14 protein-coding genes and 1 pseudogene are annotated in these 14,643 nt (G+C 64.8%); 9 read left to right on the plus strand and 6 right to left on the minus strand.

Features of this window, described 5'->3' with window-relative positions; translation table 11 throughout:
• Nucleotides 1–59: 59 nt before the first annotated feature.
• Together FJ471_RS03945 and FJ471_RS03950 are read right to left on the minus strand one after the other, a co-directional pair.
• A complete protein-coding gene (locus FJ471_RS03945; protein ID WP_140801851.1) occupies nucleotides 60–455 on the minus strand; it encodes a DUF4345 family protein in 396 nt (131 codons plus the stop codon).
• 112 nt (nucleotides 456–567) lie between these two features.
• Nucleotides 568–1,263: an aspartate/glutamate racemase family protein gene (locus FJ471_RS03950; protein ID WP_140801852.1), complete on the minus strand. Its 696-nt coding sequence runs from the start codon at nucleotides 1,261–1,263 to the stop codon at nucleotides 568–570.
• Nucleotides 1,264–1,328: 65 nt separating this feature from the next.
• Here FJ471_RS03950 and FJ471_RS03955 point away from each other — a divergent pair, with 65 nt between their 5' ends.
• Together FJ471_RS03955 and FJ471_RS03960 are read left to right on the plus strand one after the other, a co-directional pair.
• Nucleotides 1,329–1,574, plus strand: coding sequence for a type II toxin-antitoxin system Phd/YefM family antitoxin (locus tag FJ471_RS03955; protein WP_140801853.1), 246 nt, complete (start codon nucleotides 1,329–1,331; stop codon nucleotides 1,572–1,574).
• Nucleotides 1,571–2,026, plus strand: coding sequence for a type II toxin-antitoxin system VapC family toxin (locus FJ471_RS03960; RefSeq protein WP_140801854.1), 456 nt, complete (start codon nucleotides 1,571–1,573; stop codon nucleotides 2,024–2,026). Before FJ471_RS03955 ends, FJ471_RS03960 begins: the two co-directional genes overlap by 4 nt.
• 10 nt (nucleotides 2,027–2,036) lie before the next feature.
• On the opposite strand, the gene FJ471_RS03965 is transcribed toward FJ471_RS03960, so the two are convergent.
• Nucleotides 2,037–4,220 (minus strand): primosomal protein N', encoded by a 2,184-nt coding sequence (locus FJ471_RS03965; protein ID WP_140801855.1) that lies wholly within the window; start codon nucleotides 4,218–4,220, stop codon nucleotides 2,037–2,039.
• Nucleotides 4,221–4,311: 91 nt separating this feature from the next.
• On the opposite strand from FJ471_RS03965, the gene fsa reads away from it, so the two are divergent.
• Entirely contained in the window at nucleotides 4,312–4,968 is a 657-nt protein-coding gene (gene fsa / locus FJ471_RS03970) for a fructose-6-phosphate aldolase (protein WP_140801856.1), read from the plus strand.
• A 207-nt stretch (nucleotides 4,969–5,175) separates the two neighbouring features.
• Here the strand turns inward: fsa and lptE are convergent, their stop codons facing one another.
• Together lptE and leuS are read right to left on the minus strand one after the other, a co-directional pair.
• Nucleotides 5,176–5,757, minus strand: coding sequence for an LPS assembly lipoprotein LptE (gene lptE / locus FJ471_RS03975; RefSeq protein WP_140801857.1), 582 nt, complete (start codon nucleotides 5,755–5,757; stop codon nucleotides 5,176–5,178).
• A complete protein-coding gene (gene leuS / locus FJ471_RS03980; RefSeq protein ID WP_140801858.1) occupies nucleotides 5,744–8,371 on the minus strand; it encodes a leucine--tRNA ligase in 2,628 nt (875 codons plus the stop codon). Before leuS ends, lptE begins: the two co-directional genes overlap by 14 nt.
• Nucleotides 8,372–8,518: 147 nt before the next feature.
• Here leuS and FJ471_RS03985 point away from each other — a divergent pair, with 147 nt between their 5' ends.
• From FJ471_RS03985 to FJ471_RS04000, 4 genes and pseudogenes are all read left to right on the plus strand, one after another.
• Nucleotides 8,519–9,181, plus strand: a complete 663-nt coding sequence (locus FJ471_RS03985) for a YggS family pyridoxal phosphate-dependent enzyme (RefSeq protein ID WP_140801859.1) — start codon at nucleotides 8,519–8,521, stop codon at nucleotides 9,179–9,181.
• Between the two features lie 82 nt (nucleotides 9,182–9,263).
• Nucleotides 9,264–9,509: a type II toxin-antitoxin system Phd/YefM family antitoxin gene (locus FJ471_RS03990; protein ID WP_140801860.1), complete on the plus strand. Its 246-nt coding sequence runs from the start codon at nucleotides 9,264–9,266 to the stop codon at nucleotides 9,507–9,509.
• Between the two features lie 6 nt (nucleotides 9,510–9,515).
• Nucleotides 9,516–9,916: pseudogene (locus FJ471_RS03995) on the plus strand (type II toxin-antitoxin system VapC family toxin).
• A gap of 129 nt (nucleotides 9,917–10,045) precedes the next feature.
• Nucleotides 10,046–11,095, plus strand: a complete 1,050-nt coding sequence (locus tag FJ471_RS04000) for an aldo/keto reductase (protein WP_140801861.1) — start codon at nucleotides 10,046–10,048, stop codon at nucleotides 11,093–11,095.
• Nucleotides 11,096–11,159: 64 nt separating this feature from the next.
• Here the strand turns inward: FJ471_RS04000 and FJ471_RS04005 are convergent, their stop codons facing one another.
• On the minus strand, nucleotides 11,160–12,065 hold the full coding sequence (locus FJ471_RS04005; protein ID WP_140801862.1) for a LysR family transcriptional regulator: 906 nt from the start codon (nucleotides 12,063–12,065) through the stop codon (nucleotides 11,160–11,162).
• Nucleotides 12,066–12,265: 200 nt separating this feature from the next.
• On the opposite strand from FJ471_RS04005, the gene FJ471_RS04010 reads away from it, so the two are divergent.
• Nucleotides 12,266–13,453, plus strand: coding sequence for an MFS transporter (locus FJ471_RS04010; protein WP_140801863.1), 1,188 nt, complete (start codon nucleotides 12,266–12,268; stop codon nucleotides 13,451–13,453).
• A gap of 37 nt (nucleotides 13,454–13,490) precedes the next feature.
• The gene (locus FJ471_RS04015; protein WP_140801864.1) at nucleotides 13,491–14,525 is read left to right on the plus strand and encodes an aldo/keto reductase; all 1,035 of its coding nucleotides are present in this window, start codon (nucleotides 13,491–13,493) and stop codon (nucleotides 14,523–14,525) included.
• Nucleotides 14,526–14,643 lie beyond the last annotated feature (118 nt).

Consider the following 14,643-nt stretch of genomic DNA (forward strand, 5'->3'; position numbering starts at 1 on the left):
CATGGTTTTCAGGCACTTTTGTCGCATCAGGCGGCGAAGGCCAACCTCAACCGCCGAATTCACGGCACGAAGCCGAAGGCAAAGGCCAGCGGCAACGCCGCCAGCGCCAATTCAACCACGATCGAAACCCAGTTGAAAGGGGTGTTGGCGCCGTCCGACATCATCGACAAAAGCCGGCCGAAGGCAGTGAACAGCCAGGAGAAGCCCAGCGCCATGTAGAGCAGCGGCTGCGCCAAAAGGATGCAGCACAGGCTGACGCCGAGATAGAAGCCCGACATGCGGCCGCGTCCCTCGGCGATCGCCGCGGCTTTCTCCGGCCGCGGCTGCAGGCGCAGCACGCGAAACGCAAGCCCCGGCGCCAGGAACAGGAACAGGCCGAGGGCCAGGGTCACGACGGCGCTCGACCAGGCCAGCCATTCACCCTGGCTCGCGGGCCACGGAAACGCGAATTCCATCTTATCCCCTCATAAAGTCTTGTTCTGAAATTGACGGCATTCTAGCCGAGGAAAATCGGCACGCCAGATGGCGGCCGGCACATTAGAAAAGACGCATCAGGAGAGCGGCCGATCAGGCGAGCGCGAAATCGACCGCGGCCTCGGCATGGATGCGCGTCGTGTCGAACACCGGAACGTCGAAATCGCCCTGGCCGATCAGCATGGTGATCTCGGTGCAGCCCATGATGACGCCGTCCACGTGGTCCTCGCGCCGCATCCGGCCGACTTCCCCGACATAGGCCGCGTGCGATTCGGGTTTGACGATGCCTTGGCAAAGTTCGTCGTAGATCACGCGATGCACCATGTCGCGGCCGGCGTGGTTCGGCACAAAGGGTTCCAGGCCGTATTTGTCGGCGAGACGACCCTTGTAGAAATCCTGTTCCATGGTGAAGCGGGTCGCCAGCAGCGCCGGCCGCTTCACGCCCGCATCGACGACAGCGCGCCCAGTGGCGTCGGCGATATGGATGAGGGGGACCGATATGGCAGCCTGCACATCGTCGGCCAACTTGTGCATGGTGTTGGTGCAGATCACCAGGCCTTCGGCTCCACCCGCCTCCAACCTGCGCGCGGCTTCCACGAGAAGGACGCCGGCGCCCTCCCAGTCGCCCGCATGCTGCCGTTCGGCGATCTCGGCGAAATCGAACGACCAAAGGAGGAGCTTGGCCGAATGCAGCCCGCCCAGCCGCTCGCGCACGATCTCGTTGAGCAGGCGGTAATAGATCGCCGTCGATTCCCAGCTCATGCCGCCGATCAGGCCGAGGGTTTTCATGAGGACTTGTCCCTTTCCGATGCAATCTCTATATTGTGACCACATGAGACTACATGGAGGTCATCATGAAAACCGTCCAGCTTCGAGAGGCCAAGGCAGGGCTCTCGGCACTCGTCGAGGCCGCGGCAAACGGTGAGCCTACTACCATCACCAGGCATGGCAAAGCGATTGCCATGGTTGTTCCGATTGATGAGGGGCGAAAGCTTTATCCGCAAGGCAGCCAAAAAGCCTTTGTCGACTTCCTGCTTCAGTATCCTGGCGGTATCGAATTTGAGCGCAACGAATCGCCGTCACGGGACGTCGAATTTTGAGCGGCTATTTACTCGACACGTCGTTCCTATCGGCTTTTGCGCCCGGCCGTCCTCCGCTTCCCTCACACCTGCTGACGTGGGTCAATGAACAGCGGGAACGCGGCTCCTGGCACATGTCATCCATCGTCGTCTTAGAGCTGGAAAAAGGCATCGCGAAACTGAGACGATCGGGTGCAAGTTCGAAGGCGGCGCGTATCGGGGACTGGTTCGAACGGCTGCTTACGGAATTCGACCAGCGCATTCTGCCAGTGGACGTCGCAATCGCCAGAGACGCCGGGAAACTGGAAGATGCCGCAATCGCCAAAGGCTTCAATCCTGGCTTGGCGGACGTCGTGATCGCCTCGACTGCCCGTTTGAACGGCATGTCCGTCTTAACAGCCAATGTCCGACATTTTGCGGTTCTCGATGTACCTCACCTGAACCCCTTCACCGAGAGTGATCTGAGGGAGTAATTCCGCAAACTCACAGAAAACTCTGCGGGTCGATGTCGACCTGCACCCGCACCGAGCCGCGCAGCTTCGGCCCCTCGGCCACCATGGCGCGGATGAAACCTTGGATGTCGGCGCGCCGCTCGCCCTGGATCAGAAGGCGGAAGCGGTGGCGGCCGCCGAGCAGCGACAGCGGCGCCTCGGCCGGGCCGAGCACGAAGAGATCGGAAGCCTGCGGCGCCGCGCGGCGCAAGCCCCGCGCATGGCTCTCCGCCTCGCCCCGCGTCGCGGCGCTGACGATGATGCCGGCGAGCCGGCCGAAAGGCGGCAGCGCCGCGCGTTCGCGCTCCGTGATCTCGCGCTCGTAAAAGGCTTCCGAATCGCCGGAGACGATGGCCCGCATCACCGGATGATCCGGCTGGTAGGTCTGCAGGAGGCCGAGACTCTTCTTGCCGGTGCGGCCGGCGCGGCCCGTCACCTGGCTGAGCAGCTGGAAAGTGCGCTCGGCGGCGCGCGGATCGCCATTGGCCAATCCGAGATCCGCGTCGACCACGCCGACCAGCGTCATGCCTGGAAAATTATGGCCCTTGGCGACGAGCTGCGTGCCGATGACGATGTCGGCCTCGCCATTGGCGACGGCCTCGAGCTCAAGCCGCAGCCGGCGCACGCCGCCCAGAAGATCGGACGACAGCACGATGGTGCGGGCATCGGGAAAATGCCCGACCACCTCCTCGGCGATTCGCTCGACGCCCGGGCCGCATGCCACGAGGTGATCCAGCGTGCCGCATTCCGGGCAGGCCTCCGGCCGCCGCTCATTGTGGCCGCAATGGTGGCAGACGAGCTGGCCACGAAACCGGTGCTCGACCAGCCAGGCCGAGCACACCGGGCAGCCGAAGCGGTGGCCGCAGACGCGGCACAGCGTCAGCGGCGCGTAACCGCGCCGGTTGAGGAAAAGCAGCGACTGTTCTTTTCTCTCCAGCGTGCGCTGCATCTGCTCCAAAAGCAGAGGCGACAGGAAGCCGCCGCGCGCCGGCGGCGAGCGCCGCATGTCGATCGACTTCAGGTCAGGCAGTGCGGCTTCCGCGAAACGCGACGACAGCACGGCCCGGTCGTAGCGGCCCTGGCTGGCGTTGACCCGGCTTTCCACCGACGGCGTCGCCGAGGCGAGCACGACCGGGAAGCCGCCGATATGGCCGCGCACCACCGCCATGTCGCGCGCGTTATAGAAGACGCGATCCTCCTGCTTGTAGGCCGGGTCGTGCTCCTCGTCGACGACGATCAGGCCGAGTTCCTTGAACGGCAGGAACAGCGCCGAGCGCGCGCCGGCGACGACGCGCACGCCGCCTTCGGCGACCTGCCGCCAGACGCGCTCGCGCATCCTTGGCGGCAGGTCGGAATGCCACTCCGCCGGCTTGGCGCCGAACCGGTCCTGGAAGCGTTCGAGGAAGGCATGGGTGAGCGCGATCTCCGGCAACAGGATCAGCACCTGCCCGCCCTTGTCGAGCGCGGCCGCCACAGCTTCGAAATAGACTTCCGTCTTGCCCGAACCCGTGACGCCGTCGAGCAGCGTGACGTTGAAGGCATCGGCCGCGATTGCCGCGCGCAGCTTCTCGGCCGCCGCTTTCTGATCCGGCATCAATTCAGGAACGGCGTGACCGGGATCGGGCGCTGCCACCACCGGCCGTGGCGGGATCATCACCGTCTCGAACACGCCCTGTGCCCGCAAGCCGTCGATCACGGTCGAGGACACGCCCGCCGCATGCGCCAGTCCCGAGCGCGTCCAGGCCAGCCCGCCTTCAGCCGTCTCCAGCACGCGGCGCCGCGCATCCGTCAACCGGTCCGGCTCGGCCAGCGTGCGCTGCAGCCCTTCGATCCACGGCTCCGGATCGAAAGCCTCCGGCGCCCTGAGCAGCATGCGCGCCACCATGCCGGGAGCCGACAGCGTGTATTGCGCGATCCAGTCGACGAAGCGGCGCATCGCCTTGTCGATCGGCGGGCAGTCGAACACCTCCTCGATCGGCCGCAATTTCCGGGCATCGACCGTCTCGACCACACCGTCCCAGACGATGCCCGCGACCTGGCGCGGCCCGAGCGGCACGCGCACGATCGAGCCCGGCACCACGCGCATGCCCGGCGGCACGGCGTAGGTGTAGGGCCGTTCGGCCGGCATCGGCACCAGCACCGGCGCGGCTGCGACAAAGGGCGAATCTTCCATCATCAGGCGTGACCTTGCCCCGACTTTGCTCTAGATCAAAGAGTGACCCTCTTATGTGCCTGGCGGGCGCCAGGCGATCCCCAAGGAGACAGCCATGAAGTTTTTTGTCGACACCGCTGACATCAAGGAAATTAAGGAGCTGCACGATCTGGGGCTGGTCGACGGCGTCACCACCAACCCGTCTCTGATCCTGAAATCGGGCGGCAAGATCGCCGAAGTCACCAAGCAGATCTGCGACATCGTCGAGGGCCCGGTCTCGGCCGAGGTCGTGGCGACCGAATACAAGGACATGATGGCCGAGGCCAAGATCCTGGCCAAGATCGCGCCGAATGTCGCCATCAAGGTGCCGCTGACTTTGGACGGCCTGAAGGCCTGCAAGACCATCCGCACCGAGATGAACCGCATGGTCAATGTGACGCTCTGCTTCTCGGCCAACCAGGCGCTGCTGGCCGCCAAGGCCGGCGCCTCCTTCATCTCGCCCTTCGTCGGCCGCATCGACGACACCGGCTCGGACGGCATGGAGCTGATCTCGGAAATCCGCACCATCTACGACAATTACGATTTCAAGACCGAGATCCTGACCGCCTCGGTGCGCACGGTGAACCATGTCAAGCAGGCCGCGCTGATCGGCGCCGATATCATCACCGCGCCGCCGGCGACGCTGAAGGCGCTGGTCAGTCACCCGCTGACCGACAAGGGCTTGGCGCAGTTCCTCGCCGACTGGGCCAAGACCGGCCAGAAGATCGGCTGAGGTCGGCATCTTGTCAGAACAGAAAAAAGGCCGGGTGACCGGCCTTTTTGTTTCAAACGGTGCGCGAAGGTGTGCCGAGATTCAGGTCACGCCGAGCCGAGAATGGTGGTTTCCGAGAACCGGAGCGGAGCGTACTGAAGTACGTGAGCACCGGAAGCGGAGGAAACCTCCGTTCGCAGGCCGGCCTCACCTGAATAACGGCACAGCTCAGGCTTTTTTGCCGTGCTTGGCAAGATCCTGCGCGATGGAAAGCCGCAGCAGGTCGGCCAGTTCCCGGGCGGCGCGGTTCTCGGCGTCGATCTGCGCGCGATAGGCCGCGAATTCCTGGCGCGGCCGGTCGAAGGACGACGGGATCGAGCGCCTGCCGACGGCAATCACCGTGTTGGTCGCGGTGTCCCTGAGCACGTAATTGGCGGTGAGCGTGACCGTGCCGGCGGTCGGCTCGTCTTCCTGGGTCTGCACCTGCACGATGGCCGCCGATTCGACGAGTTCGCTGATGCCGAGATCGAGCGTATAGGCCGGCGAGGCTGGCTCGCCCGAACCTTGCCCGAAAGCGAAGATCAAATTGTTGCGCACCTGCTGCGCGTAACGGGTGTTGACCGGCTTGATCGAGATCGAGCCCAGCTCGGCGGATGCGCTGAGCGTCGATCCGGGCGACAGCGGCTGGTTGGAATAGAGCGGCCTGACCGTGCAGGCCGAGACCAGCGCCAGCGCGGCGGCCATGCCGCAGACCGCCAAGCGGCCGCGCAGGCGGACCGCTTCTGACTTCACCGGATCAGGCAACGACATTGACGATCCTCTGCGGGACGATGATCACCTTGCGCGGAGCCTTACCTTCCAGTGCTTTTTGCACGAAGTCGAGGGCCAGCACCGCTTTTTCGACGGCACCTTGATCCGCGTCGCGGGCAATTGTCAAATCCCCGCGCTTCTTGCCGTTGACCTGCACCGGCAGCACGATCTCGTTGTCGACGACCAAAGCTGGATCGTAGACCGGCCACGGCCGTTCGGCGACCATCTCGGCGCCGCCCAGCGCCTGCCAGCATTCCTCCGCCAGATGCGGCATCACCGGCGCGACGATATGCACCAGGATCTCCACCGCCTCGCGGCAGGCGCCCTTCAGCGCGGCGTCGGCCTTGCCTTCGGCGACGTCGTTGAGCGGCGTCGTCAGCACATTGGCGAGCTCATAGATGCGGGCGATGGCGCGGTTGAAGCCGAGCTTCTCGATGTCCTCGCCGACCGCCTTCAGGATCTTGTGCGCAGCCTTGGAAACAGCGCCCGCCTCGCCATCCTTTGCCGCCGCCGGCTTGACGCCGGCAAGCTCATCGGCCGCGATCTGCACCAGGCGCCAGACGCGCTGCACGAAGCGGTGCGCGCCGGCCGCGCCGTCGTCGGTCCATTCGACGTCGCGCTCCGGCGGCGAGTCCGACAGCATGAACCAGCGCGCCGTGTCGGCGCCGTAGCCGTCGGTGATCTCTTCCGGGCTCACCGTGTTCTTCTTCGACTTCGACATCTTCTCGAGGGTGCCGACCGTCGCCTCTTCGCCGGTGGCGATCTCGACGGCGCGGCGCTTGCCGCCGGCGTCCTCGATCCTGACCTCGCTCGGCGACAGCCAGCGTCCGTTGTTGGATGGGCCGCCGACACGGTAGGTCTCGTGCACCACCATGCCTTGCGTGAACAGGCCCTTGAACGGCTCGGCGAGGTTCAGATGCCCGGTCTCGCGCATGGCACGGGTGAAGAAGCGCGAATAGAGCAGGTGCAGGATCGCATGCTCGATGCCGCCGATATACTGGTCGACCGCCAGCCATTCGTCGGCCGCCCTCGGCTCGGTCGGCTCGTTGGCCCAGGGCGCGGTGAAGCGCGCGAAATACCAGGACGAATCGACGAAGGTGTCCATCGTGTCGGTCTCGCGCCGCGCATCGCGGCCGCATTGCGGGCACTTCACATGCCGCCAGGTTGGATGACGGTCGAGCGGATTGCCCGGACGATCGAACTCGATGTCGTCGGGCAGCTTCACCGGCAGGTCCGCCTTCGGCACCGGCACGACGCCGCAGGCCTCGCAGTGGATCATCGGGATCGGGCAGCCCCAATAGCGCTGGCGCGAAATGCCCCAGTCGCGCAGGCGGAAATTCACCTTGCGCTCCGCCATCGGCCGGCCGCCGATCGTTTTTTCTTCCAGCAGCTTCGCGACTTCGTTGAAAGCCTTCTCGGGTTTCATGCCGTCGAGGAAGCGCGAATTGATCATCACGCCGTCATCGACATAGGCCTCCTCGATGACCTGGAAGGACTTGGCATCGGCGTCTTCCGGCATCACCACCGGGATCACCGGCAGGCCATATTTGTTGGCGAAGTCGAGGTCGCGCTGGTCGCCGGACGGACAGCCGAAAATGGCGCCGGTGCCGTATTCCATCAGCACGAAATTGGCGACATAGACCGGCAGCGTCCAGCTCTCGTCGAACGGATGGACGACGCGGATGCCGGTGTCGAAGCCCTTCTTTTCGGCCGTCTCCAGCGCCGCCACCGAGGTGCCCATGTGGCGGACCTCCTCGATGAACTTGGCCAGCTCGACATTGTTTTCGGCGGCCTTTCTCGCCAGCGGATGGTCGGCGGCGACCGCCATGAAGGAGGCGCCGAAGATGGTGTCGGGCCGGGTCGTGTAGACTTCCAGCTCATGCGTGTCGCCAACCGGTGCCGCCAGCGGCCAGCGGATCAGCAGCCCTTCCGAGCGGCCGATCCAGTTGTGCTGCATCAGCTTGACCTTTTCCGGCCATTCGTCGAGCCGGTTGAGCGAGTCCAAGAGGTCCTGCGCGAAATCGGTGATCTTGAAGAACCACTGCGTCAGCTCGCGCTGCTCGACCAGGGCGCCCGAGCGCCAGCCGCGGCCGTCGATGACCTGCTCGTTGGCGAGCACCGTCATGTCCTCCGGGTCCCAGTTGACCTTGGAGGATTTGCGCGTCACCAGCCCCTTCTCGACAAAGTCGAGGAACAGCATCTGCTGGCGGTGGTAGTAGTCGACGTCGCAGGTCGCGAACTCGCGCGCCCAGTCGAGCGACAGGCCCATCATCTTGAGCTGCTCGCGCATCACCGCGATGTTTTCGTAGGTCCAGTCCTTGGGGTGGACCTTGTTTTGCATAGCGGCGTTTTCGGCCGGCATGCCGAACGCGTCCCAGCCCATCGGATGCAGCACGTTGAAGCCCTTGGCGCGCTTGTAGCGCGCCACCACGTCGCCCATCGTGTAGTTGCGGGTGTGGCCGATATGGATCTTGCCCGACGGATAGGGGAACATCTCGAGCACGTAGTATTTCGGCTTCGGGTCGTCGTTCCTGGCCTCGAACAGCTTCTTGTCGGCCCAGGCCTTCTGCCATTTGGGCTCTGCGGTGCGCGGATTGTAACGTTCGGTTGCCATCGGATGTTTTTCACTTAAAAGCAGGCACGAGGCGCCGGACAATGGCCGGCGGCCGGGAAGTGTCGTCGCGGTGTTCACCATGGATTGCCGGACCCGTCAACTGCGGCGAGCCGGCGTCGGCGTTAAAACTATAGGCAGGATAGTGGCATGACGAGCGCCGTAGAGCAGCTTCACGCGGTCAAGGCGAAGATCGCGAGCGCCGAACGCGAGGCGAAGCGCGAGCCCGGCGCCGTCACGCTTGTGGCGGTGTCGAAGACCTTCGCGGCCGAGGACATCCGCCCGGTCATCGAGGCCGGCCAGCGCGTCTTCGGCGAGAACCGCGTGCAGGAAGCGCAGGGCAAATGGCCGGCGCTGAGAGAGGCGTTTCCCGACCTTGAGCTGCATCTGATCGGCCCGCTGCAATCCAACAAAGCCAAGGAAGCGGTGGCACTTTTCGATGTCATCGAGACCGTCGACCGCGAGAAGATCGCCGCCGAGCTGGCCAAGGAAATCGGCAAGCAGGATCGGGCGCCAAAACTCTATGTCCAGGTCAACACCGGCTCCGAGCCGCAAAAGGCCGGCATCGAGCCGCGCGAGGCGGTCGCCTTCGTCAAACGCTGCCGCGAGGTGCACGGCCTCGCCATCGAAGGCCTGATGTGCATCCCGCCGGCCGACGAGAATCCCGGCCCGCATTTCGCGCTTCTGGACAAGCTCGCCCGCGAGGCCGGCGTCGCAAAGCTCTCGATGGGCATGTCCGGCGACTACGAAACGGCCGTCGCCTTCGGCGCGACCGGCGTCAGGGTCGGCTCGGCGATCTTCGGCAGCCGGTGAGGTTAAACCGCGATCCAAGCACCTCGTAGCTAATCCGTCTCGCCAGGTATATATCTAGCCAAGCTAGCTAGGTAGTTTTCCAATGAACTGGCATTTGCAGGACGCAAAAAACAATCTTTCGAAATTGGTTCAACAGGCCCGCGAAAAAGGGCCCCAGACGATCACATTACGTGGCAAGCCCGCTGCTGTTGTTCTGGCCGCGGAAGAATACGAAAGGTTGGTTGGATCCAAACCTTCGTTGGTGGAATATCTTCTCTCTGGCCCTGAATGGGACGACGAATTTGCCGAGGAAGTCAACCGCCGCTCCAAAGGGCCTGGCAGACGTTGACCTTTGATGTTTCTTTTGGACACAAACGTCGTCTCGGCCGCTCGAAAGCGCCAAGGCTCTGTGGCGGATTGGTTAGTCCAGCAGGACAGGCAGTCTTTCTTTCTGAGCGTAATCACACTCGGCGAGATCGCGCACGGAATCGAAATGAAGCGGCGAAGCGATTCGGAAGCGGCAACCATCTTGCGGCATGGTTTCATGGTTTGCGCCACAGCTATGAAAATCGAATTCTCGACATAGACGAGAAAATAGCGGCTGAATGGGGCCGTATCTCTGCCTTGCGCACGCGCGGTGACGCGGATGGACTTATTGCTGCTACGGCACTCATCCACGACCTCATTTTGGTGACGCGCAACGTTGCCGATTTCGAAGACGTCGGCGTTGCGATCTTCAATCCCTGGGAAGTCTGACCGCTCTGGGATCCGACGTTGGCAACTTCACGCCAAGTTGACCAAGGCGCTTACGCCAGAGCTTGAAACGAAACGGGCCGTTCCTATTTCCCCCCTGTCATCCACTCCTGTTCCCGGGGAAATCGCACCATGCGCTACAACCAGCTTGGCAACACCGGCCTGTTCGTCTCCGAGCTCTGCCTCGGCACCATGACCTTCGGCGCCGCCGGCCAGAATGCCCAATGGGGCCTGATCGCCAGCCTCGACCAGAAGGGCGTCAACGAAATCGTCGGCCGCTCCATCGCCGCCGGCGTCAATTTCTTCGATACGGCCGACGTCTATTCGGTCGGCCAGTCCGAGCAGTTGCTGGGACAGTCGCTCAAGGACCTCGGCGTCAAAAGATCCGACGTCATCATCGCCACCAAGGTGCATGGCACCATGGGCAACGGGCCGAACGAACGCGGCTCCTCGCGCGGCCATATCATGGATTCGGTCGACGCCAGCCTGGAGCGGCTGCAGCTCGACCATATCGACCTCTACCAGTTGCACGGCACCGATACGGTGACGCCGATCGACGAGACGCTGCGCGCGCTCGACGATCTCGTCGCCGGCGGCAAGGTCCGCTATGTCGGCGTCTCCAACTGGCAGGCCTGGCGCATTGCCAAGGCGCTGGGCATCGCGGAGCGCAAGGGTTTTGCCCGCTTCGAGACCATCCAGTCCTATTACTCCATCGCCGGCCGCGATCTCGAGCGCGAGATCGTGCCGCTTATCAATGAAGAGAAGCTCGGCCTGATGGTCTGGTCGCCGATGGCCGGCGGATTGCTCTCCGGCAAATATGGCCCCGGCGCGCCGGGCAATGGCGAAGGCCGCCGTGCTTCCTTCAACTTCCCGCCGGTCAACGAGGACCGCGCCTGGGCGGCGGTTGCGGTCATGCGCGACGTCGCGAAGAAGCACGATGTCAGCGTCGCCACCGTGGCGCTGGGCTATGTGCTGGCAAAACCTTTCGTGATGAGCGTCATCATCGGCGCCAGCCGCATGGACCAGCTCGAGCAGAACCTCGCCGCGACTGGCTTGAAGCTCGACGCCGACGACCTCGCCAGGCTCGACGAGGTGAGCGCGCTGCCTGCCGAATATCCCGGCTGGATGCTGGAGCGACAGGGCGCCGGCCGGCGTCCGGCGCCTTTCGTGCCGAAGGCGTAATTCCTTTCATTTTGAGCAGACATGTCAGAGCCGCGTGTCCTTGGACGCGCGGCTTTTTCCTTATTCAGAGACGAACGGTCTCCGCCAGGAAATCGAGGAAGGCCCGCACACGCGCCGGCAGATGCTTGCCCTGGCCGACATAGACGGCGTGCGTCGGTTCCTCGTCGCCGGGGTTGAACGCTTCCAGCAGTGGCACGAGCCGCCCGGCGGCGATGTCGGGCTCGACGTGCCAGCGCGCCAGCCTTGCGATGCCTGCCCCCGCCAATGTCGTCAGCCGCATCGCCTCGCCGTCGCTGACCGTCGAATTGCCGGCAATCGGAACCATGACCGGCGCGCCCTTCGCATCTACGAATGGCAGGCCGTCTATATGCCGCACGAAGCCGAAGGCGAGCAGATTGTGGTTGGCGAGGTCCGCCGGCGTCCGCGGCGTGCCGCGCGCTTCGAGATAGGTAGGTGCGGCAACGACCACCATCCGGCTCTGGCCGAGCTTGCGCGCCACCAGCCTCGACTCGCGCAGCGGGCCGGCGCGGATCGCGACGTCGGCGCGCTCCTCCATCAGGTCGATGACGCTGTCGGTCAGCACCGCCTCGACGGAGATTTCCGGGTGGCGTTCGAGGAAGCGCGGCAACAGCGGCATCAACCGGTGCTGGCCGAACGGCACATAGCAATTGACCCTGAGGCGGCCCCGCGGCGCAGCCCCCGCCGCGGCTTCCCGCTCCGCCGCATCGAGATCGGCGAGGATGCGCAGGCCGCTGTCGTAAAAGGCGGTTCCCTCGGGCGTCAGTTGCAGCTTGCGTGTCGAGCGGCTGATCAGCCGCGCGCCAAGCCGCGCCTCCAGCCGCGCGATCAGCTTGCTCACCGCCGACGGCGTCATGCGCAGCGCCCGCGCCGCGGCCGAGAAACTGCCCGCCTCGACGACGCGGACGAACACTTCGATCTCGCCGGAACGGTTGATGTCGGGTCTCGCCATTCGTGAATCTATTTCACAGAAAATATGCCTGATGCAAGGCTGGTTCACAGCCTGGAGGATCACGATCTTCTCCGTGCATGATCCCGAACCGAAGGTCAGCGAAAGCAAAAAGTGGGAACCGGTTTTTGGGAAAGATCATGCGCCAGCAAAGATTCCGGGGCGCGGGAGATAAGCGTCCTCCAGCACAACGGACGATCGCCATGCCCCTTGCTCTTTATGCCCTTACCGCCGGCGCCTTCGGCATCGGCGTCACCGAATTCGTCATCATGGGCCTGCTGCTCGACGTCAGCGCCGATCTCGGCGTCTCGATCTCGGCTGCGGGCCTGCTCATCTCCGGCTATGCGCTGGGCGTCGTCGTCGGCGCGCCGCTGCTCGGCGCCTTGACCGGCCGCCTGCCGCGCAAGACCTTGCTGCTTGCGCTTATGGTGGTCTTCACCGTCGGCAACCTCGCCTGTGCGCTGGCGCCCGACTACTGGACGCTGATGGCGGCGCGCGTGCTGACCGCATTCGCCCATGCCTCCTTCTTCGGCGTCGGCTCGGTCGTCGCTACTGGCCTTGTCGCGCCCAACCGGAAGGCCTCGGCCATCGCCTTGATGTTCACCGGCCTCACCGTCGCCAACATCCTCGGCGTGCCCTTCGGCACCTGGCTCGGCCAGGCCTATGGCTGGCGCTCGACTTTCCTTGCCGTCACGCTGGTCGGCGTCGTCGCCATTGCCGTGATCGCGCTGCTGGTGCCGCGCGACGAGCCGGCCGCAGCGGACGAGGAGGAGAGCTCGGAAGGCACGCTCGCCGTGCTCGGCCGCAGGCCGGTGCTGCTCGGCCTTTTGACCACGGTGCTGAGCTGGGTCGGCGTCTTTGCCGCCTTCACCTATCTGGCGCCGATCCTCACCCGCGTCACCGGCTTTTCCGAGGGAGCCGTCTCGCCGATCCTGCTCGTCTTCGGCGGCGGGCTGGTCGCCGGCAACCTGCTTGGCGGACGCCTCGCCGACCGCCATCTGGTGCCGACCGTCGTCGGCACGCTGGTCGCGCTGTCGGCGGTGCTGTTCGTCATGACCGCGGCGATCCATCAGCCGATCACCGCGATCGTTGCCGTCGGCCTGCTGGGTGCCGCCGCCTTCGCCACCGTCGCGCCGCTGCAGATGTGGGTGCTGGAAAAGGCCGAGGGCGCCGGCCAGGGCCTGGCCTCCTCCTTCAACATCGCCGCCTTCAATCTCGGCAACGCCATCGGCGCCTGGCTCGGCGGCTTCGTCATCGATCATGGTCCAGGCCTCGGCGCCGTCCCCCTCGTCGCCGGCTTGGTGCCGCTCGCCGCGCTCGGCGTGGTGCTCGTGGCGCTGCGTCTCGAACGCGGCCGGGCGATCGGCAAGCCGGTCACGGCGCAGTGCTGAGCGCTGATCCCTTCGACATCCAATCAGGAGAAAAAAGATGGACTATCGACCTCTCGGCGCCTCCGGCCTGAAAGTGCCCGCCCTTTCCTTCGGCGCCGGAACCTTCGGCGGCTCCGGCCCGCTCTTCGGCCACTGGGGCAACAGCGACGCGAAGGAGGCGCGCCGGCTGGTCGACATCTGCCTGGAGGCGGGCGTCAATCTCTTCGACACGGCCGATGTCTATTCGAACGGCGCTTCGGAGGAGGTGCTTGGCGAGGCCATCAAGGGCCGCCGCGACGCGGTGCTGATCTCGACCAAGACGTCCCTGCCGATGGGCGACGGCCCGGCCGACTGGGGCTCGTCGCGCTCGCGCCTGATACGCTCCGTCGACGCGGCGCTGAAGCGCCTCGGCACCGACTATATCGACCTGCTGCAGCTTCACGCCTTTGACGCCTCGACGCCGATCGAGGAAGTGCTGTCGGCGCTGGACGATCTCGTGCGTTCCGGCAAGCTGCGCTATGTCGGCGTCTCCAATTTCTCGGGCTGGCAGGTGATGAAGTCGCTCGGCCTTGCCGACAGGCACGGCTATCCGCGCTACGTCGCGCATCAGGTCTATTATTCGCTCGTCGGCCGCGACTATGAATGGGAGCTGATGCCGCTCGGCCTCGACCAGGGCGTCGGCGCGCTGGTGTGGAGTCCGCTCGGCTGGGGCCGGCTCACCGGCAAGATCCGCCGCGGACAGCCCTTGCCGGAAAGGAGCCGGCTGCACGACACCGCCGATTTCGGGCCTCCGGTCGAGAACGAGCTTCTGTTCAAGGTGGTCGATGCGCTGGAAGCGGTCGCAGCCGAGACCGGCAAGACCGTTCCGCAGGTCGCCATCAACTGGCTCTTGCAGCGGCCGACCGTGTCGTCGGTGATCATCGGCGCACGCAATGAGGAGCAGTTGCGTCAGAATTTGGGGGCCGTAGGCTGGGCGCTGACGCCCGAGCAGATCAAGGCGCTCGATGAAGCAAGCGCAATGACCGCGCCCTATCCTTACTTTCCCTATCGGCGCCAGGAAGGTTTCGCCCGGCTGAACCCGCCGGCGGTGTGAGCATGTAGCGACCGTTCCTATCTGGGCAGCGCGAACGTTTGCGATTGGCTGCAGCCCTCCGGGCTTCGTCATCCACGGGCGGAGCAGCCGCGTAGCGGCGTCGCGAAGACCCGAGGAT

Source organism: Mesorhizobium sp. B2-7-1, assembly GCF_006440735.1.
GTDB lineage: Bacteria > Pseudomonadota > Alphaproteobacteria > Rhizobiales > Rhizobiaceae > Mesorhizobium.